The 17542-nt window shown below is 38.2% G+C and carries 16 protein-coding genes; 1 reads left to right on the top strand and 15 read right to left on the bottom strand.

The features are described from left to right. Nucleotides 1-233: 233 nt before the first annotated feature. The 11 genes from HORE_RS00490 to HORE_RS00440 form a co-directional block, all read right to left on the bottom strand. Nucleotides 234-1493 (bottom strand): Gfo/Idh/MocA family protein, encoded by a 1260-nt coding sequence (locus HORE_RS00490; protein WP_143710007.1) that lies wholly within the window; start codon nucleotides 1491-1493, stop codon nucleotides 234-236. 115 nt (nucleotides 1494-1608) lie between these two features. Next, nucleotides 1609-2454, bottom strand: a complete 846-nt coding sequence (locus HORE_RS00485; RefSeq protein WP_041605699.1) for a carbohydrate ABC transporter permease — start codon at nucleotides 2452-2454, stop codon at nucleotides 1609-1611. Further along, nucleotides 2441-3337 (bottom strand): carbohydrate ABC transporter permease, encoded by an 897-nt coding sequence (locus HORE_RS00480; protein ID WP_041605698.1) that lies wholly within the window; start codon nucleotides 3335-3337, stop codon nucleotides 2441-2443. Before HORE_RS00480 ends, HORE_RS00485 begins: the two co-directional genes overlap by 14 nt. A 127-nt stretch (nucleotides 3338-3464) precedes the next feature. Next, entirely contained in the window at nucleotides 3465-4700 is a 1236-nt protein-coding gene (locus HORE_RS00475) for an ABC transporter substrate-binding protein (protein ID WP_012635038.1), read from the bottom strand. Nucleotides 4701-4884: 184 nt separating this feature from the next. After that, the gene (locus HORE_RS00470) at nucleotides 4885-6006 is read right to left on the bottom strand and encodes an ROK family transcriptional regulator (protein ID WP_041605697.1); all 1122 of its coding nucleotides are present in this window, start codon (nucleotides 6004-6006) and stop codon (nucleotides 4885-4887) included. Between the two features lie 218 nt (nucleotides 6007-6224). Next, the gene (locus HORE_RS00465) at nucleotides 6225-6623 is read right to left on the bottom strand and encodes a secondary thiamine-phosphate synthase enzyme YjbQ (protein ID WP_012635036.1); all 399 of its coding nucleotides are present in this window, start codon (nucleotides 6621-6623) and stop codon (nucleotides 6225-6227) included. 102 nt (nucleotides 6624-6725) lie between these two features. Then, a complete protein-coding gene (gene lysS / locus HORE_RS00460; protein ID WP_012635035.1) occupies nucleotides 6726-8201 on the bottom strand; it encodes a lysine--tRNA ligase in 1476 nt (491 codons plus the stop codon). Between the two features lie 18 nt (nucleotides 8202-8219). Beyond that, nucleotides 8220-8705: a transcription elongation factor GreA gene (greA, locus tag HORE_RS00455; protein ID WP_012635034.1), complete on the bottom strand. Its 486-nt coding sequence runs from the start codon at nucleotides 8703-8705 to the stop codon at nucleotides 8220-8222. 155 nt (nucleotides 8706-8860) lie between these two features. Then, nucleotides 8861-9949: an NAD(P)H-binding protein gene (locus HORE_RS00450; protein ID WP_012635033.1), complete on the bottom strand. Its 1089-nt coding sequence runs from the start codon at nucleotides 9947-9949 to the stop codon at nucleotides 8861-8863. 13 nt (nucleotides 9950-9962) lie between these two features. Next, nucleotides 9963-10880: a hypothetical protein gene (locus tag HORE_RS00445; protein WP_012635032.1), complete on the bottom strand. Its 918-nt coding sequence runs from the start codon at nucleotides 10878-10880 to the stop codon at nucleotides 9963-9965. An 81-nt stretch (nucleotides 10881-10961) separates the two neighbouring features. Further along, on the bottom strand, nucleotides 10962-11501 hold the full coding sequence (locus HORE_RS00440) for a transcriptional regulator (RefSeq protein ID WP_041605695.1): 540 nt from the start codon (nucleotides 11499-11501) through the stop codon (nucleotides 10962-10964). A gap of 258 nt (nucleotides 11502-11759) precedes the next feature. Here HORE_RS00440 and HORE_RS00435 point away from each other — a divergent pair, with 258 nt between their 5' ends. Beyond that, on the top strand, nucleotides 11760-13202 hold the full coding sequence (locus HORE_RS00435) for a Mur ligase family protein (RefSeq protein ID WP_012635030.1): 1443 nt from the start codon (nucleotides 11760-11762) through the stop codon (nucleotides 13200-13202). Here the strand turns inward: HORE_RS00435 and dusB are convergent. The 4 genes from dusB to HORE_RS00415 form a co-directional block, all read right to left on the bottom strand. Then, nucleotides 13192-14193 carry a tRNA dihydrouridine synthase DusB gene (dusB, locus tag HORE_RS00430; RefSeq protein WP_012635029.1) on the bottom strand — a complete coding sequence of 334 codons (1002 nt, stop codon included), beginning with the start codon at nucleotides 14191-14193 and terminating at the stop codon, nucleotides 13192-13194. The genes HORE_RS00435 and dusB overlap by 11 nt on opposite strands. A gap of 7 nt (nucleotides 14194-14200) precedes the next feature. Continuing rightward, a complete protein-coding gene (locus tag HORE_RS00425) occupies nucleotides 14201-14974 on the bottom strand; it encodes a type III pantothenate kinase (protein WP_012635028.1) in 774 nt (257 codons plus the stop codon). Between the two features lie 89 nt (nucleotides 14975-15063). After that, on the bottom strand, nucleotides 15064-16071 hold the full coding sequence (locus HORE_RS00420; RefSeq protein WP_012635027.1) for a BMP family lipoprotein: 1008 nt from the start codon (nucleotides 16069-16071) through the stop codon (nucleotides 15064-15066). A 141-nt stretch (nucleotides 16072-16212) separates the two neighbouring features. After that, a complete protein-coding gene (locus tag HORE_RS00415) occupies nucleotides 16213-17187 on the bottom strand; it encodes a biotin--[acetyl-CoA-carboxylase] ligase (protein WP_050748582.1) in 975 nt (324 codons plus the stop codon). Nucleotides 17188-17542: the final 355 nt, after the last annotated feature.

The raw sequence follows: 17542 nt of genomic DNA, 5'->3' as shown, positions 1-17542 counted from the left end.
GCGACGTTTTATATATTACCACGGTAAGTTTCCCTTGTCAAGAGGTAAAATAAAATTTTTTAGAGAAGAACTATTAAAAATAATTTGAGGGCGATGTTCCACGGCTTTCACTCCGTAAAGCATCGCCTCAACAGCTATATTCAAGCGGCTATTTAACAGTAACTATTTAATTCACTATGTTGACATACCACTTCAAATTCACCATTTAATACTACCATTTTTAATAATTATTTTTACTTATTGATAATATCATTTTTTAACTCATCCAGAGAAATTACTGATTTTCTGTCCCTGGCCTTTTCTGCGGCAAAAGCCATAATATGGCTTTCAATAGAAGCACTAAGGGAGGTCAAACCTTCTGTCTTTAATTCTCCTCTTAGAACTTTTACAAAATGTTTCATTAAGCCGGTATCTCCTCCCCCATGACCTCCTGTATCTTTATTAATTGTCATTACACTTTTATGCCGGCCAAATTCATATATTTCTATAACTCCGTTTTCAAAATCAGCCCTGATTTCACCTTTACTACCGTAAATGTTAGTTGTTCTGGTAATTTCATTAGAAAAGGCAGTCAGAGCAAAATTCACTTCAATATCATCTTCAAAAAGCATTCGTACTGTTTGAACTTCAGGTACATTATTATCACACTTAAATACACAACGGCCGTAAGGACCTTCTTTAAGAGCTTTATACCTTCCTTCATAAGAAAGGTCGGTTGTAATTACTGATGCCGGCCATCCTGTATTTTCATTAAGATATATCTTGCGGGCTGAATAGGGGCAGTCTTCTTCGACACCACAGTATAGACAGCGGTCACTGGCTCCCTCGGGTTGATTTTTTTCAGTAAAGTATTCGAGAGAGGCATGGGAAGATAAGTTTTTGCACTTTTTCTCTAACAGCCAGTACAGGATATCCATATCATGACAGCTTTTTGCCAGTATTATAGGAGCAGCAACTTCTGTATTCCGCCAGTTTCCCCTTACATAACTATGGGCAAAATGGTAAAACCCTATATTCTCAATATGATCAACAAATCTTATTTTTCCGATTATACCTTTTTTTAGAATCTCTTTTAGTCCCCTGTAAAAGTTTGTATATCTCAGGACATGGGCCACCAGAATATTATTTGAATATTTCTGAGCCTCTCTAGCAATACTAATAGTCTCCTGAAGAGTAGGGGCAATTGGTTTTTCCAGGAGGATATCATATCCCCTTTTTAAAGCTTTCCTGGTCGGTTCTATATGCATCTTATCAAGAGTTGCAATAATAATCCCATCTGCCAGGCGTTCCCGGGATAATAGCTCCTCCCATGATGAAAATTGATTTTCTTCAGGGATATTATGTTCCTTCGAGAAAAGACTTCTTTTATCTTTATCGGGTTCGGCTACAGCAACCACCCTTATCTCTTCTGGATGACGGAGAATATATTCACCATAAGCTTCTCTCCCTCTATTACCGGCCCCCAGTACGGCTACCGTAACTGGTTCACTCACCACAATCAACCCCTTTTATTAAATTATTAATTGACAAATAAACTTCCTTTAAGTCCTTTTTAGTTGAAAGCTCCATATAAAAGATCGACTTACTTTAAAAAAATATACCATGGTTTTACCCCTTAACAGAACCTGCTGTTAAACCCTGAACAAGGTATTTCTGCACAAGGGAAAACAAAAAAGCTACCGGTAATACTGACAGGACTGCTGCAGCCATCATATCATTCCAGTAAATTACGTTTTTACCGGCAAAATCCGTCAGGGCCAGGGTTATTGGTCTCATCCCCTGTTTGGTAATAAAGGTCAGGGCAAAGATTAAATCATTCCAGGCCAGGATAAAGGCATAAATACCTGATGTTATAATCCCCGGGGCAGCTAATGGTAAAATAATTTTAAATAAAGCACCAATCCTTGAAGTCCCATCTATCATGGCTGCCTCTTCCAGGGAAACGGGAATAGACTGCAAATAACCTGTCAAAAGCCAGATGCTCATGGGTAGAGCAAAGGCAGTATTGGCTATAATTAAAGCAAAGTAGGTATCCATAAGGCCTGCTGACTTCATTACCTTATATAAAGGTATAATTAAAATAACCGGTGAAAACATCTGGGTGGCCAGTATGGCAAAGAGAAATAATTTTTTCCCATAAAATCTGAACCGGGAAAAAGCATATGAAGCAGGTAATCCCAGTAAAATACAGACCAGACTTGTAACTCCGGCCACAATAAAACTGTTTATAAAATACTGATAAAACTGATACTTACCAAATAAAACCCGGGAAAAATTACTCCACTGTATTATACGGGGAAACAGAGTAGGTGGCCAGGTAAAAACACCGTCAAATGTCTTGAGGGCAGTTGAAATCATAATAAGGGCTGGAAATAATAAAATACCTAATAATAATATAAGTAAAAAATGGGTAATTACCCGGTCTACCCTTTCCCAGACTCTAGAGTTCATCATTAAACCTCCTCCAGTAAGTTATACTGAAAATCATAAGAATAATAAAGATAATAACGGCATAGGTAGAACCCAGTCCAATGTTAAACTTTTGAAAAGCTGTTTTATAGGTTTTAACAACAAGTATTTCAGTAGCATTTACCGGTCCCCCCCGGGTCAGGGTCCAGATTATATTAAAGGAATTAAAAGTCCAGATTGTTGATAGAATTGTTGCCGTTAAAAAGACCGGTTTCAACTGGGGTAAGGTAATAAAAAACAACTGCTTTAACTTACCGGCTCCATCCACCTGGGCTGCTTCATACATTTCCTGGGGAATAGCCTGTAAGCCTGCTAAAAAAACAATGGACATAAAGGGAATACCTACCCAGATATCATCTATTAAACATGATAGAAAAGCTGTATCCGGATTTCCCAGCCAGGAATGACCCTGCTCTAAAAACCCCAGTTTAATAAGAACATAATTTAGCATACCGTATTCACCATTATAAATCCACTTCCAGACTATTGCCCCGATAACCTGTGGTGTTACCCAGGGAACCAGTATCAGAGTCCGGTAAATGCCACGTCCCCTGAATTTTTTATTCAATAATAGGGCAATAATCAAACCAATCACGGTTTTACCAATTACCGAAGATACTGTCCAGCCAATGGTCCGGGAAAAAGATGACCAGAAATCCCCCGAAGATAATAATTTGAAATAGTTACTGAAAGCTACAAACTTTGTCCCTTCCCAGGGTCTGATTAATATTTCGTGAAAAAAAGAATTGCGGAAAGACATTAATACCGGATAAGCTATTACAAAGATAATGAAAAGTCCTGCCGGTAAAAGAAGCAAATAAGGAAATAATTGTTTGCGAAAACGGTATCCCGACTTAATTTTGGTCACCTCCTGAAAAGGCCGGCAACAGTAAAGCTACCGGCCATATCAAAGACATATATCAAAGACATAATATTAATCTAAGACATGATTATAGAGAGTTTCCGGAGACTATCACCATTTATTCTAAAAGTTATTAGTGTTTAACCGGTGCCAGATTTTCAGCTTCAATCCTGGTAACTGCTTCCTTTAGGGCTTCTTCAGGTGTTGCCATTCCGAGTAAAGCCTTTTGAATAGCCCCGGTGATTACATCCTGGAAAGGTTCCCAGGCCAGAGGTAGAGGCTGGGGCTGACCTTTAGGAATCATATCAACATATGTTTTGAAAAAAGGATCCTCTGTAAATGCCGGGTCTTCAAGTTCTTTTTCCATAGCCGGAGCCATTCCATTAATAAGGTCATGTTTTTTCTGGTTCTCCAGGCTGGTTATCCAGTTTAAGTACTTCCAGGCTTCATCAATATGTTCACTCTGGGAAGATAATACCAGGGAATCAGAAACAAGGGTAGTTGCCATATACCTTCCCCGGGGCAGGGGAGCACTGGCATAAGGTACTTTTTCATTATCAGGATCAAGTCCAATCATTGGTTTGGCCCAGGGACCACAGACAAACATGGCTATTTTCCCGGTCTTAAAGAGGTTCGGTAGTTCTTCACGGTTATATTCAATAGGATTGGGAACCACTTTATGTTTACGATAAAGATCTACATAAAACTGAAGGGCCTTAACTGACTGGGGACTATCGAGCAAAATATTTCCCTCACTATCGAAGATTGAGCCACCATTCTGATAGACATAATTAAAAAACTGGGTAGTGGTAGAAACATGTTTTGCTCCTGCTATTCCAAAACCATATATACCTTCATGTTCCTTTTGAACCCTTTTGGCAACCTCAACCAGCTCATCCCAGGTTTCAGGTGGTTCCGGGATTAAATCAGTCCGGTAAATTAAGGCTTTTGTAGAAAAAGAGCGTGGTAAAGCATAGAGTTTTCCCTGGTAATAGGTACCTTTTAACAGAGAATCAAAATACAGGTCCTTCTTCTCTTCACTGATAAATTTATCAAGGGGCTGAATAGCATTCATCTGGGCCAAAGCCGGTATCCACCTGGTTCCAATATACATAATATCCGGGGCATTTCCGGCGGCCACCATGGTCATTATCTTGGAATAGGCATCACTCCAGCCAACCTCAATTACTTCTATCTCTACATTGGGGTGTAGTTTCATATACTCCTTGGCAAACTCAACACTCTGCTTATATAAATTTCCCCCGGGCTGCAAAAAGCGTAATTTAACTTTCCCGGCCATTACCGTTCCAGTTAACATTGCCACTAATAACAAGCCAACTGTTAAAATAGAAATGATACGTTTTGACATATCAATAACCCTCCCGTTTTTTTGTTTAGAGCCGGCACCTGCTAAACTAATTGCTGACAGTTAATTTTGAATATTTTTAAAAGTCTCTTCACCCCCTTTAAAGTCTATTACAACCATAAGCCATTTTATTATGGAACTGGACCAACCTTCCAAAAGGAAATTGAAGTACCCGGTTAATAGTACCTTAAACATTATTATAAAGATTATCAAAACAGAGACAGGCCCCACCAAGAACTACTGCATTTGTCCGAATACTGGAAGGTAAAACCGGGATCTTACTATTCATACCCTTAAGGGACATCCTCTTTATATATTTCTCCAGGTCAATATAAAATCTCTCAGGGGCAATTCTGGCAATCTCTCCCCCCAGTACAATGGCTTCAGGATCAAAAAGTTTAGTATAATTGGTTATAGCCATAGCCAGATACTCACAAAACTCATGGTACCGACAAGAATCAAAGTTGTCGTCTTTAATAATCTCCTGAAAGGATTTACGAAACTCTTCCCTGCTCCTTACAGTTATATAAGGAGTCAAAACTGCATTTAAGCACCCTTGATTACCACATTCACAAAGGGGGCCATCTTTCTCTACAGTAATGTGGCCAAATTCACCGGCCCCTCCAAACTTGCCCCGGTAAATCTCGTTATCAATAATTATGCCACCACCAATAGCAGAACCTATCATTATGTAAAAAAAGTTAGTTAATTGACGGCCACAACCAAATTTTTTCTCTCCCAGGGCAGCCAGATTGGTATCATTTTCGAGCAAGATGGGGAAATCATATTCTCGCTTTACTTTATCAAGCAGGGGATAGTCACTTATTCCCAGACTGGCTGAATAGGTTATTAAACCTTTTTCTTTATTAATTATCCCTGTGGCCCCAATACCCATGCCCACAACATTTTTTTTACCTATATTGCTATTTTCAACTACTTTCTGGACCAACTCTTTAAGCTGCGAATCCAGATTTGGGCTGACCGGTTTTTTTATTAAGTCATGAACACTATTTATAACCTGGAATTTAAGATTAAATAAATAAACATACATAACATCAACAGCTATATTAACACTCAAAATATAAAAATCTTCTGGATTTATATCAAGGAGGATAGGACGACGTCCCCCTTTTGATTCTCCTTCTCCTACTTCCACTATAAGGCCTTCCTGAATTAGTTCTTCTGTAATTGATGATATTGTTGTCGGACTTAAATCAGTAATTTTAGTTAAATCTGCTCGCGAAAGGGGGCCCTGCTGACTTAAGGTCTGAATAATTAAGGCCCTGTTTATCTTTTTCATTAATTTCATATTACCTCTTTGCATAAATCTCACCCCGATTTTATCACCGGAAACTTTTTTTGTCGTCCGTAATAAGTATGTAAAAAATAATTACTTTAAAAAAATAATAACTTTTTCAAGATGAAAAAGAAAGTCTGTAATACTATTATAAACATTATATAATTTTCTGTCAAGTATTAATTTTGTTTGAAATAAGCAATATTTCCTGTCGGTTTCTTTTTCCATCTTTATTTACCAATAATCTGGACATATACTTTTCGCCGGCGGGGACCATCAAACTCACAGAAATAAATACCCTGCCAGCGCCCCAGTCTCATCCTCTTGTTGTTTATAATAATGCTCTCACTAACACCAAACAGACTGCTTTTTATATGAGCAGCAGAATTTCCTTCCAGGTGCTTATAATTATCATCAAAGGGAATTACTTTATTTATTTCAGAAATAATATCTCTTTTTACATCGGGATCAGCATTTTCATTTATGGTTATAGCAGCAGTGGTATGGGGAGTAAAAACCGTTAATATACCATTTTCTATTCCTGCTTCGTTGAGACAGTCCCTGACTTTATCTGTGATATCAATTAATTGAACCCTCCCTGTTGTTTTTACATGGAATTCTTTAAACATTGTCATTCCCTCCTGACTGAATAATTTTCTTTAATTAATAAATAATTTGTTAATTAAAAAGCCAAAGGGGCTACCCCCTCTGGCTTATAACCTTACAATTATTTATTTTTCTGGTCTCATGGTAGGGAACAGGATAACATCCCTGATTGAAGGAGAATCGGTTAACACCATAATTAACCGGTCAATTCCAATACCGAGTCCTCCGGTTGGAGGCATACCATACTCCAGAGCCCGGACATAATCTTCATCCATCATCTGAGCTTCATCATCACCCTGGGCCCTCTGTTTTACCTGCTCCTCAAACCTTTCTCTCTGATCTATCGGATTATTTAATTCTGAAAAGGCATTGGCAATCTCCCAGGAATTAATAAAAGCCTCAAATCTATAAGTAAAGTCAGGATTATCATCTTTCCTTTTAGCAAGAGGTGAAACTTCAATTGGGTAATCCATAATAAAGGTAGGCTGAACAAGCTTATCTTCTACCTTTTCTTCAAAAATTTCATTTAGAACCTTACCCCGGCTTGGTTTTCCTTCAAGCTCAATTCCAAGACCCTCAGCAGCTTTCCGGGCTTCTTCATCACTTTTTATTTCATTAAAATCCACCCCGGTATGCTCCTTCACAGCCTCAACCATGGTTACCCGGTTCCAGGGAGGAGTCAGGTCAATTTCCTGCCCCTGGTAACTTATTTTAGTAGTCCCCAGAACCTTTTTGGCTACATTATAAATCAGGTCTTCTGTCAAATCCATCATATCATGGTAGTCTGCCTGGGCCTGATAAAGTTCGAGCATGGTGAATTCAGGGTTATGTTTATAGGACATACCCTCATTACGGAAATTTCTATTAATTTCAAAGACCCTTTCAAAACCACCAACAATTAACCTTTTCAGATACAGTTCAGGTGCTATCCTCAGGTATAAATCTATATCCAGTGCATTGTGGTGGGTAATAAAAGGTCGGGCATTGGCACCCCCGGCAATAGGATGCATCATGGGGGTTTCAACCTCAAGGAAGCCCTTATCTTCTAAATATTTTCTAATTTCCCGGATGATTTTACTCCTGGTAATAAAAGTTTTACGGACTTCAGGATTTACGATAAGATCAAGATACCGCTGACGATACCTTAATTCCTTATCCCTTAACCCGTGCCATTTTTCAGGTAAAGGACGCAAAGACTTAGTCAACAGGCGAAAACTATGTACCTTGACTGAAATTTGTCCCCGCCTGGTCTTGAATACTTCGCCGGTAACCCCGATAATATCGCCTATATCCAGGCCGGTAAACAATTCATACTCTTTTTCACCAACAATATCAACTTTAACATAGAGTTGGATTTTCCCGGTCACATCCTGAATATCAGCAAATGAAGCCTTTCCATGGGTCCTCTTGGCCATAATCCTACCGGACAGAGATACTTTTTTCCCTTCAAATTCTTCAAAATTATCTTCTATTTCTCTGGCATGATTGGAAACAGGGTATTTTTCTCCATAGGTTTTTATACCATTTTTTTCAAGTTCCTTTTTATTTTCCAGCCTCTGTGCAATTAATTCATTGAAATCTTCAATATTTCCTTCAGTCATTTTTACCCCCTCAATTCATCATGTTTTTTTTGTTTTTTCAATAGCAAGAATCTCATATTCCATAATACCAGAAGGTACTTCAACTTTTACAACATCACCAATTTTATGTCCAATTATAGCTTTCCCAATAGGTGATTCGTTTGATATTTTAAAGTTAAGAGGATCAGCTTCAGCTGAACCAACAATTGTATATGAGAAAACCTCATCGGTTGATCTATCCTTTAATTTAACAGTAGTTCCCAGGTTAACTGTATCCCCTGTTACTTCTTCATCTTTTATAATTCTGGCATTTCTCAGCATATTTTCTATTTCCTTGATCCTACCTTCAATGAAGGCCTGCTCGTTTTTGGCATCATCATACTCGGAATTCTCACCGATGTCACCGAACTCCCTGGCAACCTTAATACGTTTGGCAACCTGACGCCGCTTGACATTAACCAGATAATCAAGTTCCTTCTCCAATTTTTCATAACCTTCCTGGGTCAATAAAACTTCGTTTGCCATAATATCCCTAACCCCTTTGCTAAAAATTTGATAACTAAAAAATTAGTGTCAAGATAACCAGAAATTATCATTGACACTAATATATTTATTCCAATTATTAATTATTATAAGTTAACAGCATTTTTTTGTCAAGGAGCCGTAACCACTAAAATCTACTAAAATACTGCACTCATTTTCTCCTCCGCGTTCTCCCTTATTAAAGCAATTTGCTTTTCAGAAAGTGGCCGTTCAAAACTCCTCAATCCAGCCAGTTTGAAACCATGTTTTTTAGCCAGTTTAAGTGATTCTTTAACCTTTTTCAGTTCCAGAACAGGCCCGAGGCTATAGTTTTCAAATCTCTCTTCCAGGGTCAAAATCATGGTTTCAGCCATACAGGCATATGAAGTTTTAGGAGGATAACCAAAATTAAAATTAAAGTTAACGGGTCCCGGAACTTCAACAATTCCACCCTCAATTACTAGAACATCGTCCCGTTCCCGTCCTACCCTTTCAGCTACATCACGGGGACGGGCTACATCACATACTACTGTTCCCGGTTGTAAATCATCAGCATCTATTAAGGCCTTAACGGCACCGGAAGCACTGATAACAATCTGGGACTCCCTGACAGCTTCTGATACATCTGTTGAATAGGAGACATCTAATTCAGGATTTACTTCCAGTACTTCTTCCTGGAGGGCTGACAATTTCTTCTCATCCCGGGCTACCAGGCTCAGGTGTTTAATATCCTCCCCCAGTATTAAACTTACAGCCCTGCCGATGGAACCGGTGGCTCCTACCACAGTAACTCTCGCCTTTTTAATATCATGTCCCATTTTGCGGGCCGCAAGCTTGGTGCCTTCTATGGCAGTAGCTACAGTATAGCTGTTACCAGTAGTAACCGGAACATCCAGGGCCTTTGCAACTGTAATTCCTTTATCACCAACCACTGATGTGAAAGCCCCGAGACCAATAATCTGGGCACCCAGTTTCTCGGCTTTTTTGCCGGCTTTAATTATCTTTTTAATAACCTTATCTGCCGGTAATTTAAGCATTTGTTCAGATGTCAAGGGGCAGACAACAAAATACCCTTCCACCTCTTTGCCTGTTTTTGACCTGATACCGGTTATATGAGAAGCCTTAATGGCCGGTAAAGTCCTGACAAATTTCTCAACTATGTAATCGGGAACTTTAGAAGCCCAGCTAAACTTCCGGGCAACATCATCCAGTTCAAGGGGGTGAATTATAAAAGCAAACTTATTCATTTGTAAACCTCCTCTATTGATCTTCTTTAAAATTAAAAACAGTCGGTTTAAAACCAATTTTATCAAGTAACTCAAGGTAATCTGAAGTAGTCATTTCATCAGGTTGTTTACCGGAAAGGGCCACTAAAACACCTTCCATTACATTGGTACCAAAGGAACGACCATTTAAATTGGGAGTTGTCGTTACCAGCATTGCCACTCCTTTTCTTTTTAGTTCTTCAATATTTTCCCGGGTAACTGTATTGGTAATAATTATTTTGTTATCAAGCCTTTCTGGCATGTATCTTTTAATATAATGAAAATCACCTGCTATAATATCTGCCCGGTTATAATACTTCCAGTATTTCTTTTTATTAACACCACTATTTTGTTTATCCCCGGTCGGATAAACCAGTTCAAAGGGAAGCATAGTAACTACCGGAGCTACAACCCTGGCTAAAATATCAAGGGTTTTTAAAGATTTTATGGAAACAGGAACCCCCAGGCAAAAAATTAAATCACCGAATACAATATTGGCCCCCAGTTCATTGAAGGTTTCAGCCATCCCAAACCTGTCCATTGCTGAAACCATCAGCACATTTTTGCCCTCAAAATCAAGACCCATTTCATTATACAGATATCTTACTACTTTTCTTTCCAGTGAATTCTTTAATCCACTACCGTCAACGGTCGGTGTTTTTTTGACATCTTTAATTAGTTTCCTGGCATCCCTGAAAGCATATCTATTTTTACCTGAATATATGTAAAGGTCAATACCACCCATTCCGAAGGCATCATACTTACCATCATATTCTGCAAATAATCTGGCAGCCTTCTTTTTATCCCCATCAGTTCCTTTACGTTCAATAATAAATTTTTCTCCCAGAATATCGGTCTCTACCCGATGGTCACGTTTGCTGGAACCAAGGCTAATACTTAAAACCTTTTTCATTATATCAACTCCTTTGTGAAAAACTATTATTATGTACTCAGGTATAAGTCATTATTTCCCCTTATAAAATTAAAAGTATATTTAATCATCAATAGAAAAATTTTTAATTATCTCTTCGATCCGGTCCGGATCAACATATATATTTTCTTTCAGGGGAGAATTACCCAGCTCAATCCCTACTATTTTACCATCCATAAGTTTGTCAACCAGATCCAGGCGCATATCGGAACCCAGGAATATTAATAAATCAAATTCCTTAAGTCTGGTTAAAATCTCCATAAGCAAATTAAATATTTCAAGACTACTCTTATTTTTTATAAAATCCCATCTTTCTTCTTCGGTTAAAAGCAAAATAAACTCGACACCATTTTTTTTAGCAATTTCAGTTATTTCCTGTTTATTGGCAATAGGAAAGCCTATCAGGGCTATTTTTTCTCCCTTTCTTACTTCACCGATACTTTCCAGCCGGGAAATAAAACTCCTTTCAACGTTAATCTCCCCGGCTACTTTTGACTGGGACAACCCCTTTTCCCTCATCTTCAAAATTTTGGTTATTGTTCTTTCTATTTTCTTTTTATATATAACCTTATCCCCAACCCGGAAGAAATCCAATCCAACCATCTCCTGTGCACAAAACTGTATACAATATTATTTTAACACTTTAACTATATTTGTCAAGGAAAATAATGTTATATGTAGGTTTAATATAATAAAAATTTATTAAAATAAAAAATAGACAGGCCCTGAAGCAAGAAATTGTATCAGATAGCTATTAATATGTTATAATAATAAAGAAAGCGAAATAGTCTTATAGTAAGAAGTAAACTCTTTTAAAAAAATTTTACTTACTTATAAAATAGATGCTGGGGGTTAATGGCAATGGTAATGGAAAGAAAGGAAGACCTCCCTGCCTTTACAGATATAACCTGTGATTCAAGAGAAGTAAAACCGGGATATGCTTTTGTAGCCATAACGGGGTTCAAAAATGATGGACATAATTTTATTGAAGAAGCTATTAATAAAGGGGCCAGTGTCATATTCACGGAAAAGGAAATAAAATCCCGGAGTGGTATTCCCATCGTCCGGGTTAAAGATAGTCGCTCTATACTGGGAAAGCTGGCAGCTGAATTTTATAATTACCCATCCCGCAAATTAAAACTGATAGGTGTTACCGGAACAAACGGGAAAACAACAACCACCCACCTGATTTATCATTTACTTAACTATAAAGGTAAAAATTCAGGGCTAATAGGTACAGTAAAAGTCGATACCGGTAAGAGAACAATACCCGGAAACTTAACAACACCTGAACCGGTTACCCTACAAAAATATCTTGATGAAATGGTAAAACACAATCTTAATTATGCCTGTATGGAAGTCTCCTCCCATGGTATCAAATTAAAGAGGATTACCGGTAGTCAATTTGCAATAAAAGTTGGTACTAACATTACAGTCGACCATTTTGACCTTCATTCAGACTTCTCTGATTATGTCCAGGTAAAAAAATCCTTTCTGGAAGATAAAAACCCCCATACCCTTGTTTTATTAAATAATGATGACCATTATTTAAGTTCTTTTGGTAATATCGCTAAAAATCAAATTGGGTATGGGATTACCACAAATACAGATATTACAGCAGAAAATATTAATTACAGCGGAATTACTACTGACTTTGTTTACTCACTAAATAAATCAATAAAAACCAGCCAGGGTAATAAAATAGGACCGATGAAGGTCCCTATTAATCTTAAAATACCTGGAGAACATAACATTTATAATGCCCTGGTAGCTATAACAATTGGCCTCTATTATGGTTTAACACCTGAAAAAATCCAGGACTTTTTTGGCCAGTTCAGGGGAATCTGGCGGAGATTCCAGGTGATTTACAACAAAGATTTTGCAATTATAGATGACTGTGCCCATAATCCCGGTAGCTATGGAGCAGTTTTTAAAACAGTAAGCCAGCTCAAATATAAAAATCTATTAATTGTTAATGCTATCAGAGGAAACAGAGGAGCCCAGATCAATAAAGGAAATGCAGAAACAATAGGAAAGTGGCTTAAAAAATTTCACAATTACTATTTGTTAACCACAAACTGTAATGATGTTGTTAAACCAATTGATAAGGTTAGCCCTGAGGAAGAAAAAGTTTTCCTGCAGGCCCTGGACAAAAACAATATTAAATATAGCCATCTCGATCAATTAAAACCTGCCTTAAAAAATGTTCTGGATAAGGTTACACCCGATGATATAATTCTCCTACTGGGGGCCCATGCTATGGATGAAGCCGGTGACATGATTCTAGAGATGATCAAGGAATAAAAGTATTATTCTTTTCTTTCTGACCCAGTTCTGTTCTATATTTAATCAAGACCTCTTTAACCCCCTGGTAGCAATTCATTTTGTTTACTCTGTCTTTAATATCACTGTTACCCGGTAACCCTTTAAGATACCAGCCAATATGTTTCCTCATCCTGGGTATAGCAACTTTTTCTCCATAATAAGCCACTGCCATATCAAGGTGTTTTATAGCCATATTAATTCTTTCTTCCCAGGTGGGACCGGGTAAATGTTCCCCCTTTTTTACTAAATAATATGCCCGCTTTAAAAGCCAGGGGTTTCCTCTTACCCCCCGGGCCACCATAACTCCATCACATCCGGTCTCTTCCATCATCTTTTTAGCATCTTCAGGGGTAAACACATCCCCATTTCCAATAACAGGTATAGTTACTTCCCTTTTTACCTCTCTGATTATATCCCAGTTGGCTTCTCCCCTATAAAAATCCTCCCGGGTTCTCCCGTGAATAGCAACCGCCTTCAATCCAACCTCTTCGGCAATTTTAGCTATATCTACAGCATTTACATGGCTATGGTCCCACCCCATACGTATCTTAACAGTAACCGGAATGTCAACAGCTGATGCTACTGCCTCCATCACTCTTTTGGCCCGCTCAGGAACTTTCATTAATGCAGCTCCAGATCCATTTTTAACTATCTTGGGGGTTGGGCAACCCATATTTATGTCTATTAAATCCGGTCTATAGTGATTTTTTATCTGTACCGCTGCCCGGGCCATGGTTTCAGGATCTCCCCCAAAAATCTGAATCCCGATAAGTCCTTTTTTCCCTCTATCAAAATCCATTAAATCCCTGGTCTTACGATTACCATATATTAAACCCTTACTACTAACCATTTCTGTATAAATTAGCTGGCAGTTCATTTCCCGGGAAATTTGACGAAAAGGATAATCAGTAACACCTGCCATTGGAGCCAGGATAATGGGGTTTTCTACAATCAGGTTGCCGATCTTCATAAGTTATTCACTCCACAATTCCGTTTATTTTGGCAATATAGTAGAGTCCGTCAAGGGTTAAAAAGGGATCTACTTTATCAATTTCATCTGTTTCAGATGCAATTAAACTAACCAGACCCCCGGTAGCAATAACTTCAGGAGTTTCCTTAAGCTCATCTTTAAACCTTTTAACAAGGGCCTCAACTAACCCGACAAACCCATATATAATACCAGACTGCATCCCGGCAACAGTATTTTTTCCAATGGCCTGGCCGGGGGTTTTAAATTCTACCCGGGGCAATTTAGCAGCATAGGAATATAGAGCTTCAGCTGAAATCCCAATACCGGGCGCAATAGCCCCGCCGAGGTATTCCCCCCGTTCAGATACAGCACAGAAGGTAGTTGCGGTACCAAAGTCAACTATAATTAAGGGACCACCATATTTATGATAAGCTGCCACTGCATTTACTACCTGGTCGGCCCCGACCTCACGGGGGTTATCCATTTTTAAGTTAATCCCGGTCCTGATACCGGGCCCTACTACCAGTGGTTCTAAATTAAAATACCGTGTTGTCATCTTCTTCAATATTCTTACCAGAGGAGGAACTACACTGGAAAGTATAATTCCGTCTATTCTTTTATAATTTACATTGGCCGAATTAAAGAGATTCAAAAACAAGATACCATATTCATCAGGTGTTTTATTTTTATCAGTGGAAATACGCCAGTGCTGAATCAATTTATCTTTTTTATAGATACCCATCACTGTGTTAGTATTTCCGACATCAATTGCCAATATCATTTATCCTTCCCCCTTCCTTATTTTTACCTTAACTCCCCTGATATTATTGTTTTTCAAAACCTATATATTATATTTGATATTCAGGGATATTATTCTACATCTTCAGGTTTAGTTGGTACTGTATATTCACCGTTAATAATCTTTTCTTTATATTCCTCTACAAGTTCCATTACATCCTCAGGAACCATTTCATTGGCATGTTCACTGGGGCCAACACCGTTTTCAGCAAGCCCATAAATTTTATGACCTGGTTCGAAATTGCCTTCATAAAGAGATTTAACCTCATTATAAACAGCAACATCAACCCGTTTTACCATACTGGTCAGGACATTTTCCGGAGCCAGGTGGGCCTGGGGTGAATCTACACCAATAGCATACAGACCTTTTTCTTCAGCAGCCTCAATAACTCCGATACCACAGGCACCAGAAGCGTGATAAATGATATCGGCACCCTGACCAAACTGGGTAAGAGCCAGTTCTTTACCGGCAGCAGGATCATCAAAAGCTCCAGTGTAGCCAATCATAATTTCGGCATCAGGGTTAGCAGCCTTTACTCCGGCCTCATATCCAGCCTGGAATTTCTGGATTAACGGCATTTCCATACCACCAACATAACCAACCTTTCCGGTTTCAGTCATTTTACCGGCAATTAATCCAACAAGGAAAGAACCTTCTTCTTCTTTAAAGGTAACAGAAGCTACATTGGGCTTATCAACCACAGCGTCAACGAGACCAAAGGTAGTATCAGGATACATCTCGGCAACCTGGTTTAGGGCATCCATCATTAAAAAGCCAATAGCCCAGACCATGTCATAATCCTGTTCAGCAAGACTGCTCAGGTTGGGTACATAATCTGTCATGGCATTGGACTCAACGACTTCTATTTCGATACCCAGTTCTTCCTCTGCTCTCTTCAAACCACGGTAAGCAGCATCATTAAAGGACTGGTCACCCAGACCCCCGACATCTGTTACCATGCCAACTTTAAATGTATCCTTGACAGCCTGTTCTTCTTCACCCTGGTTTAAATAATAAACTGCACCGGCAATAATAATAGCAACAATTAAAATAGTCAAAATTAGATTTGACCTTTTCACCGTATTACCCCCTTAGTATTTTAAACTTCTCAGACCGGTAAATATGTAAGACCATCCAAAAGGTCTGACCTGTCTAACCGGCCTGTCCTAAATATAAATTTCTTCATTAAAAAAAAATTTCCTGCTCAAAAAATGAATTATTTAATCTTTTTGCCTGAGGGTTACATCCCCGGCCCAGAATAAATGTTTATTCCCATCAGGGTCTATTAAAACCAGTTCTCCTCTCCTGGATATTGAAACCACTTTACCAGAAATAATCTCATTACCGGCCACTATATCAACCTCTTTACCCAGAATATCCATTGAATTTTTCCACTCTGTAACCAGGTCCCGATAACATCCATCTTTAAGTCTATTATAGTAATTTTCAAACTCCATTAAAATATCCTGAAGTAGTTCAATACGGTTTACGTTATGGCCACAGACCTGTTTAAGAGAAGTCGCCAGAGGTATCTTTGAAGGAAAACTATCCTGGTTTACATTAATACCTATCCCGATTATAGCTGTATTGATTACATCAGGAGTTGCCATAATCTCAGATAGAATACCACAGACCTTTTTACCCCTGATTAAAATATCATTGGGCCATTTTATTAAAACTTCAATCCCCAGTTTGTTAATTGCTTTTTTAACTACCAGTGAGGTTATAATAGTTAAAAATGGAGCCCTGTTTGAAGGAAGATGGGGCCTGACTATTACAGAAAACCAGAGACCGGTATATGGTGGGGAATACCATTTCCTCCCCAGTCTCCCCTTGCCACCTGTCTGTTCTTCAGCAATAACAATTGTTCCTCCACTGGCACCCCCTTTGGCCAGTTCTCGTGCTTTATTATTTGTTGAATCTATACTTGAAAAAACCCTGACCTCTTTACCAATCAGGTTTGTTTTCAGGCCGGCGAGGACTTCAGTTACTGTAATTTTATCGGGAACCTCAACCAGATGATAACCACGCCTGGGAACTGATTCTATAATATAACCCTTTTTCCGCAGATTTTTTATATATTTCCAGACGGCAGTACGTGAAACTCCAAGGGTATCACTTATATTTTCACCGGAGATAAATTTACCATTATTATTATGTAATATTTTAACCAGTTCTATTTCTTTTTTATTCAATTCCATTCCCCCCCTTTTCTTTTAATATCTTTATCATAAGCAAACTTCATATGAAAAATTTATAATAATCGACATTTAAGCTAACCTTTTAGTGTTGCAAACAAATCAATTAAGAAAGACCCTGACGTTATAGTATTAATTGCCCATGGTATATTAAGGATTGGAATTTATTTTTTTGTTAATTTATTATAATTAATGCTAAAATTGACTTCTGAATTTTATTGTATTATAATTTTATACGTAAAGCAACAGGATATGTAATGCAACAGACCATTTCACAAATACAACAGGATATGTAAGCAACAGACCACTTAACAACAGGGTTTATCCTGTGTGTCATACTGGTTTCTGTTTA

This window comes from Halothermothrix orenii H 168 (assembly GCF_000020485.1).
GTDB classification, from domain to species: Bacteria; Bacillota; Halanaerobiia; order Halanaerobiales; family Halothermotrichaceae; genus Halothermothrix; species Halothermothrix orenii.
Note: the sequence above shows the minus strand (reverse complement) of the source record. Positions and strands in the feature narration are given on the sequence as shown.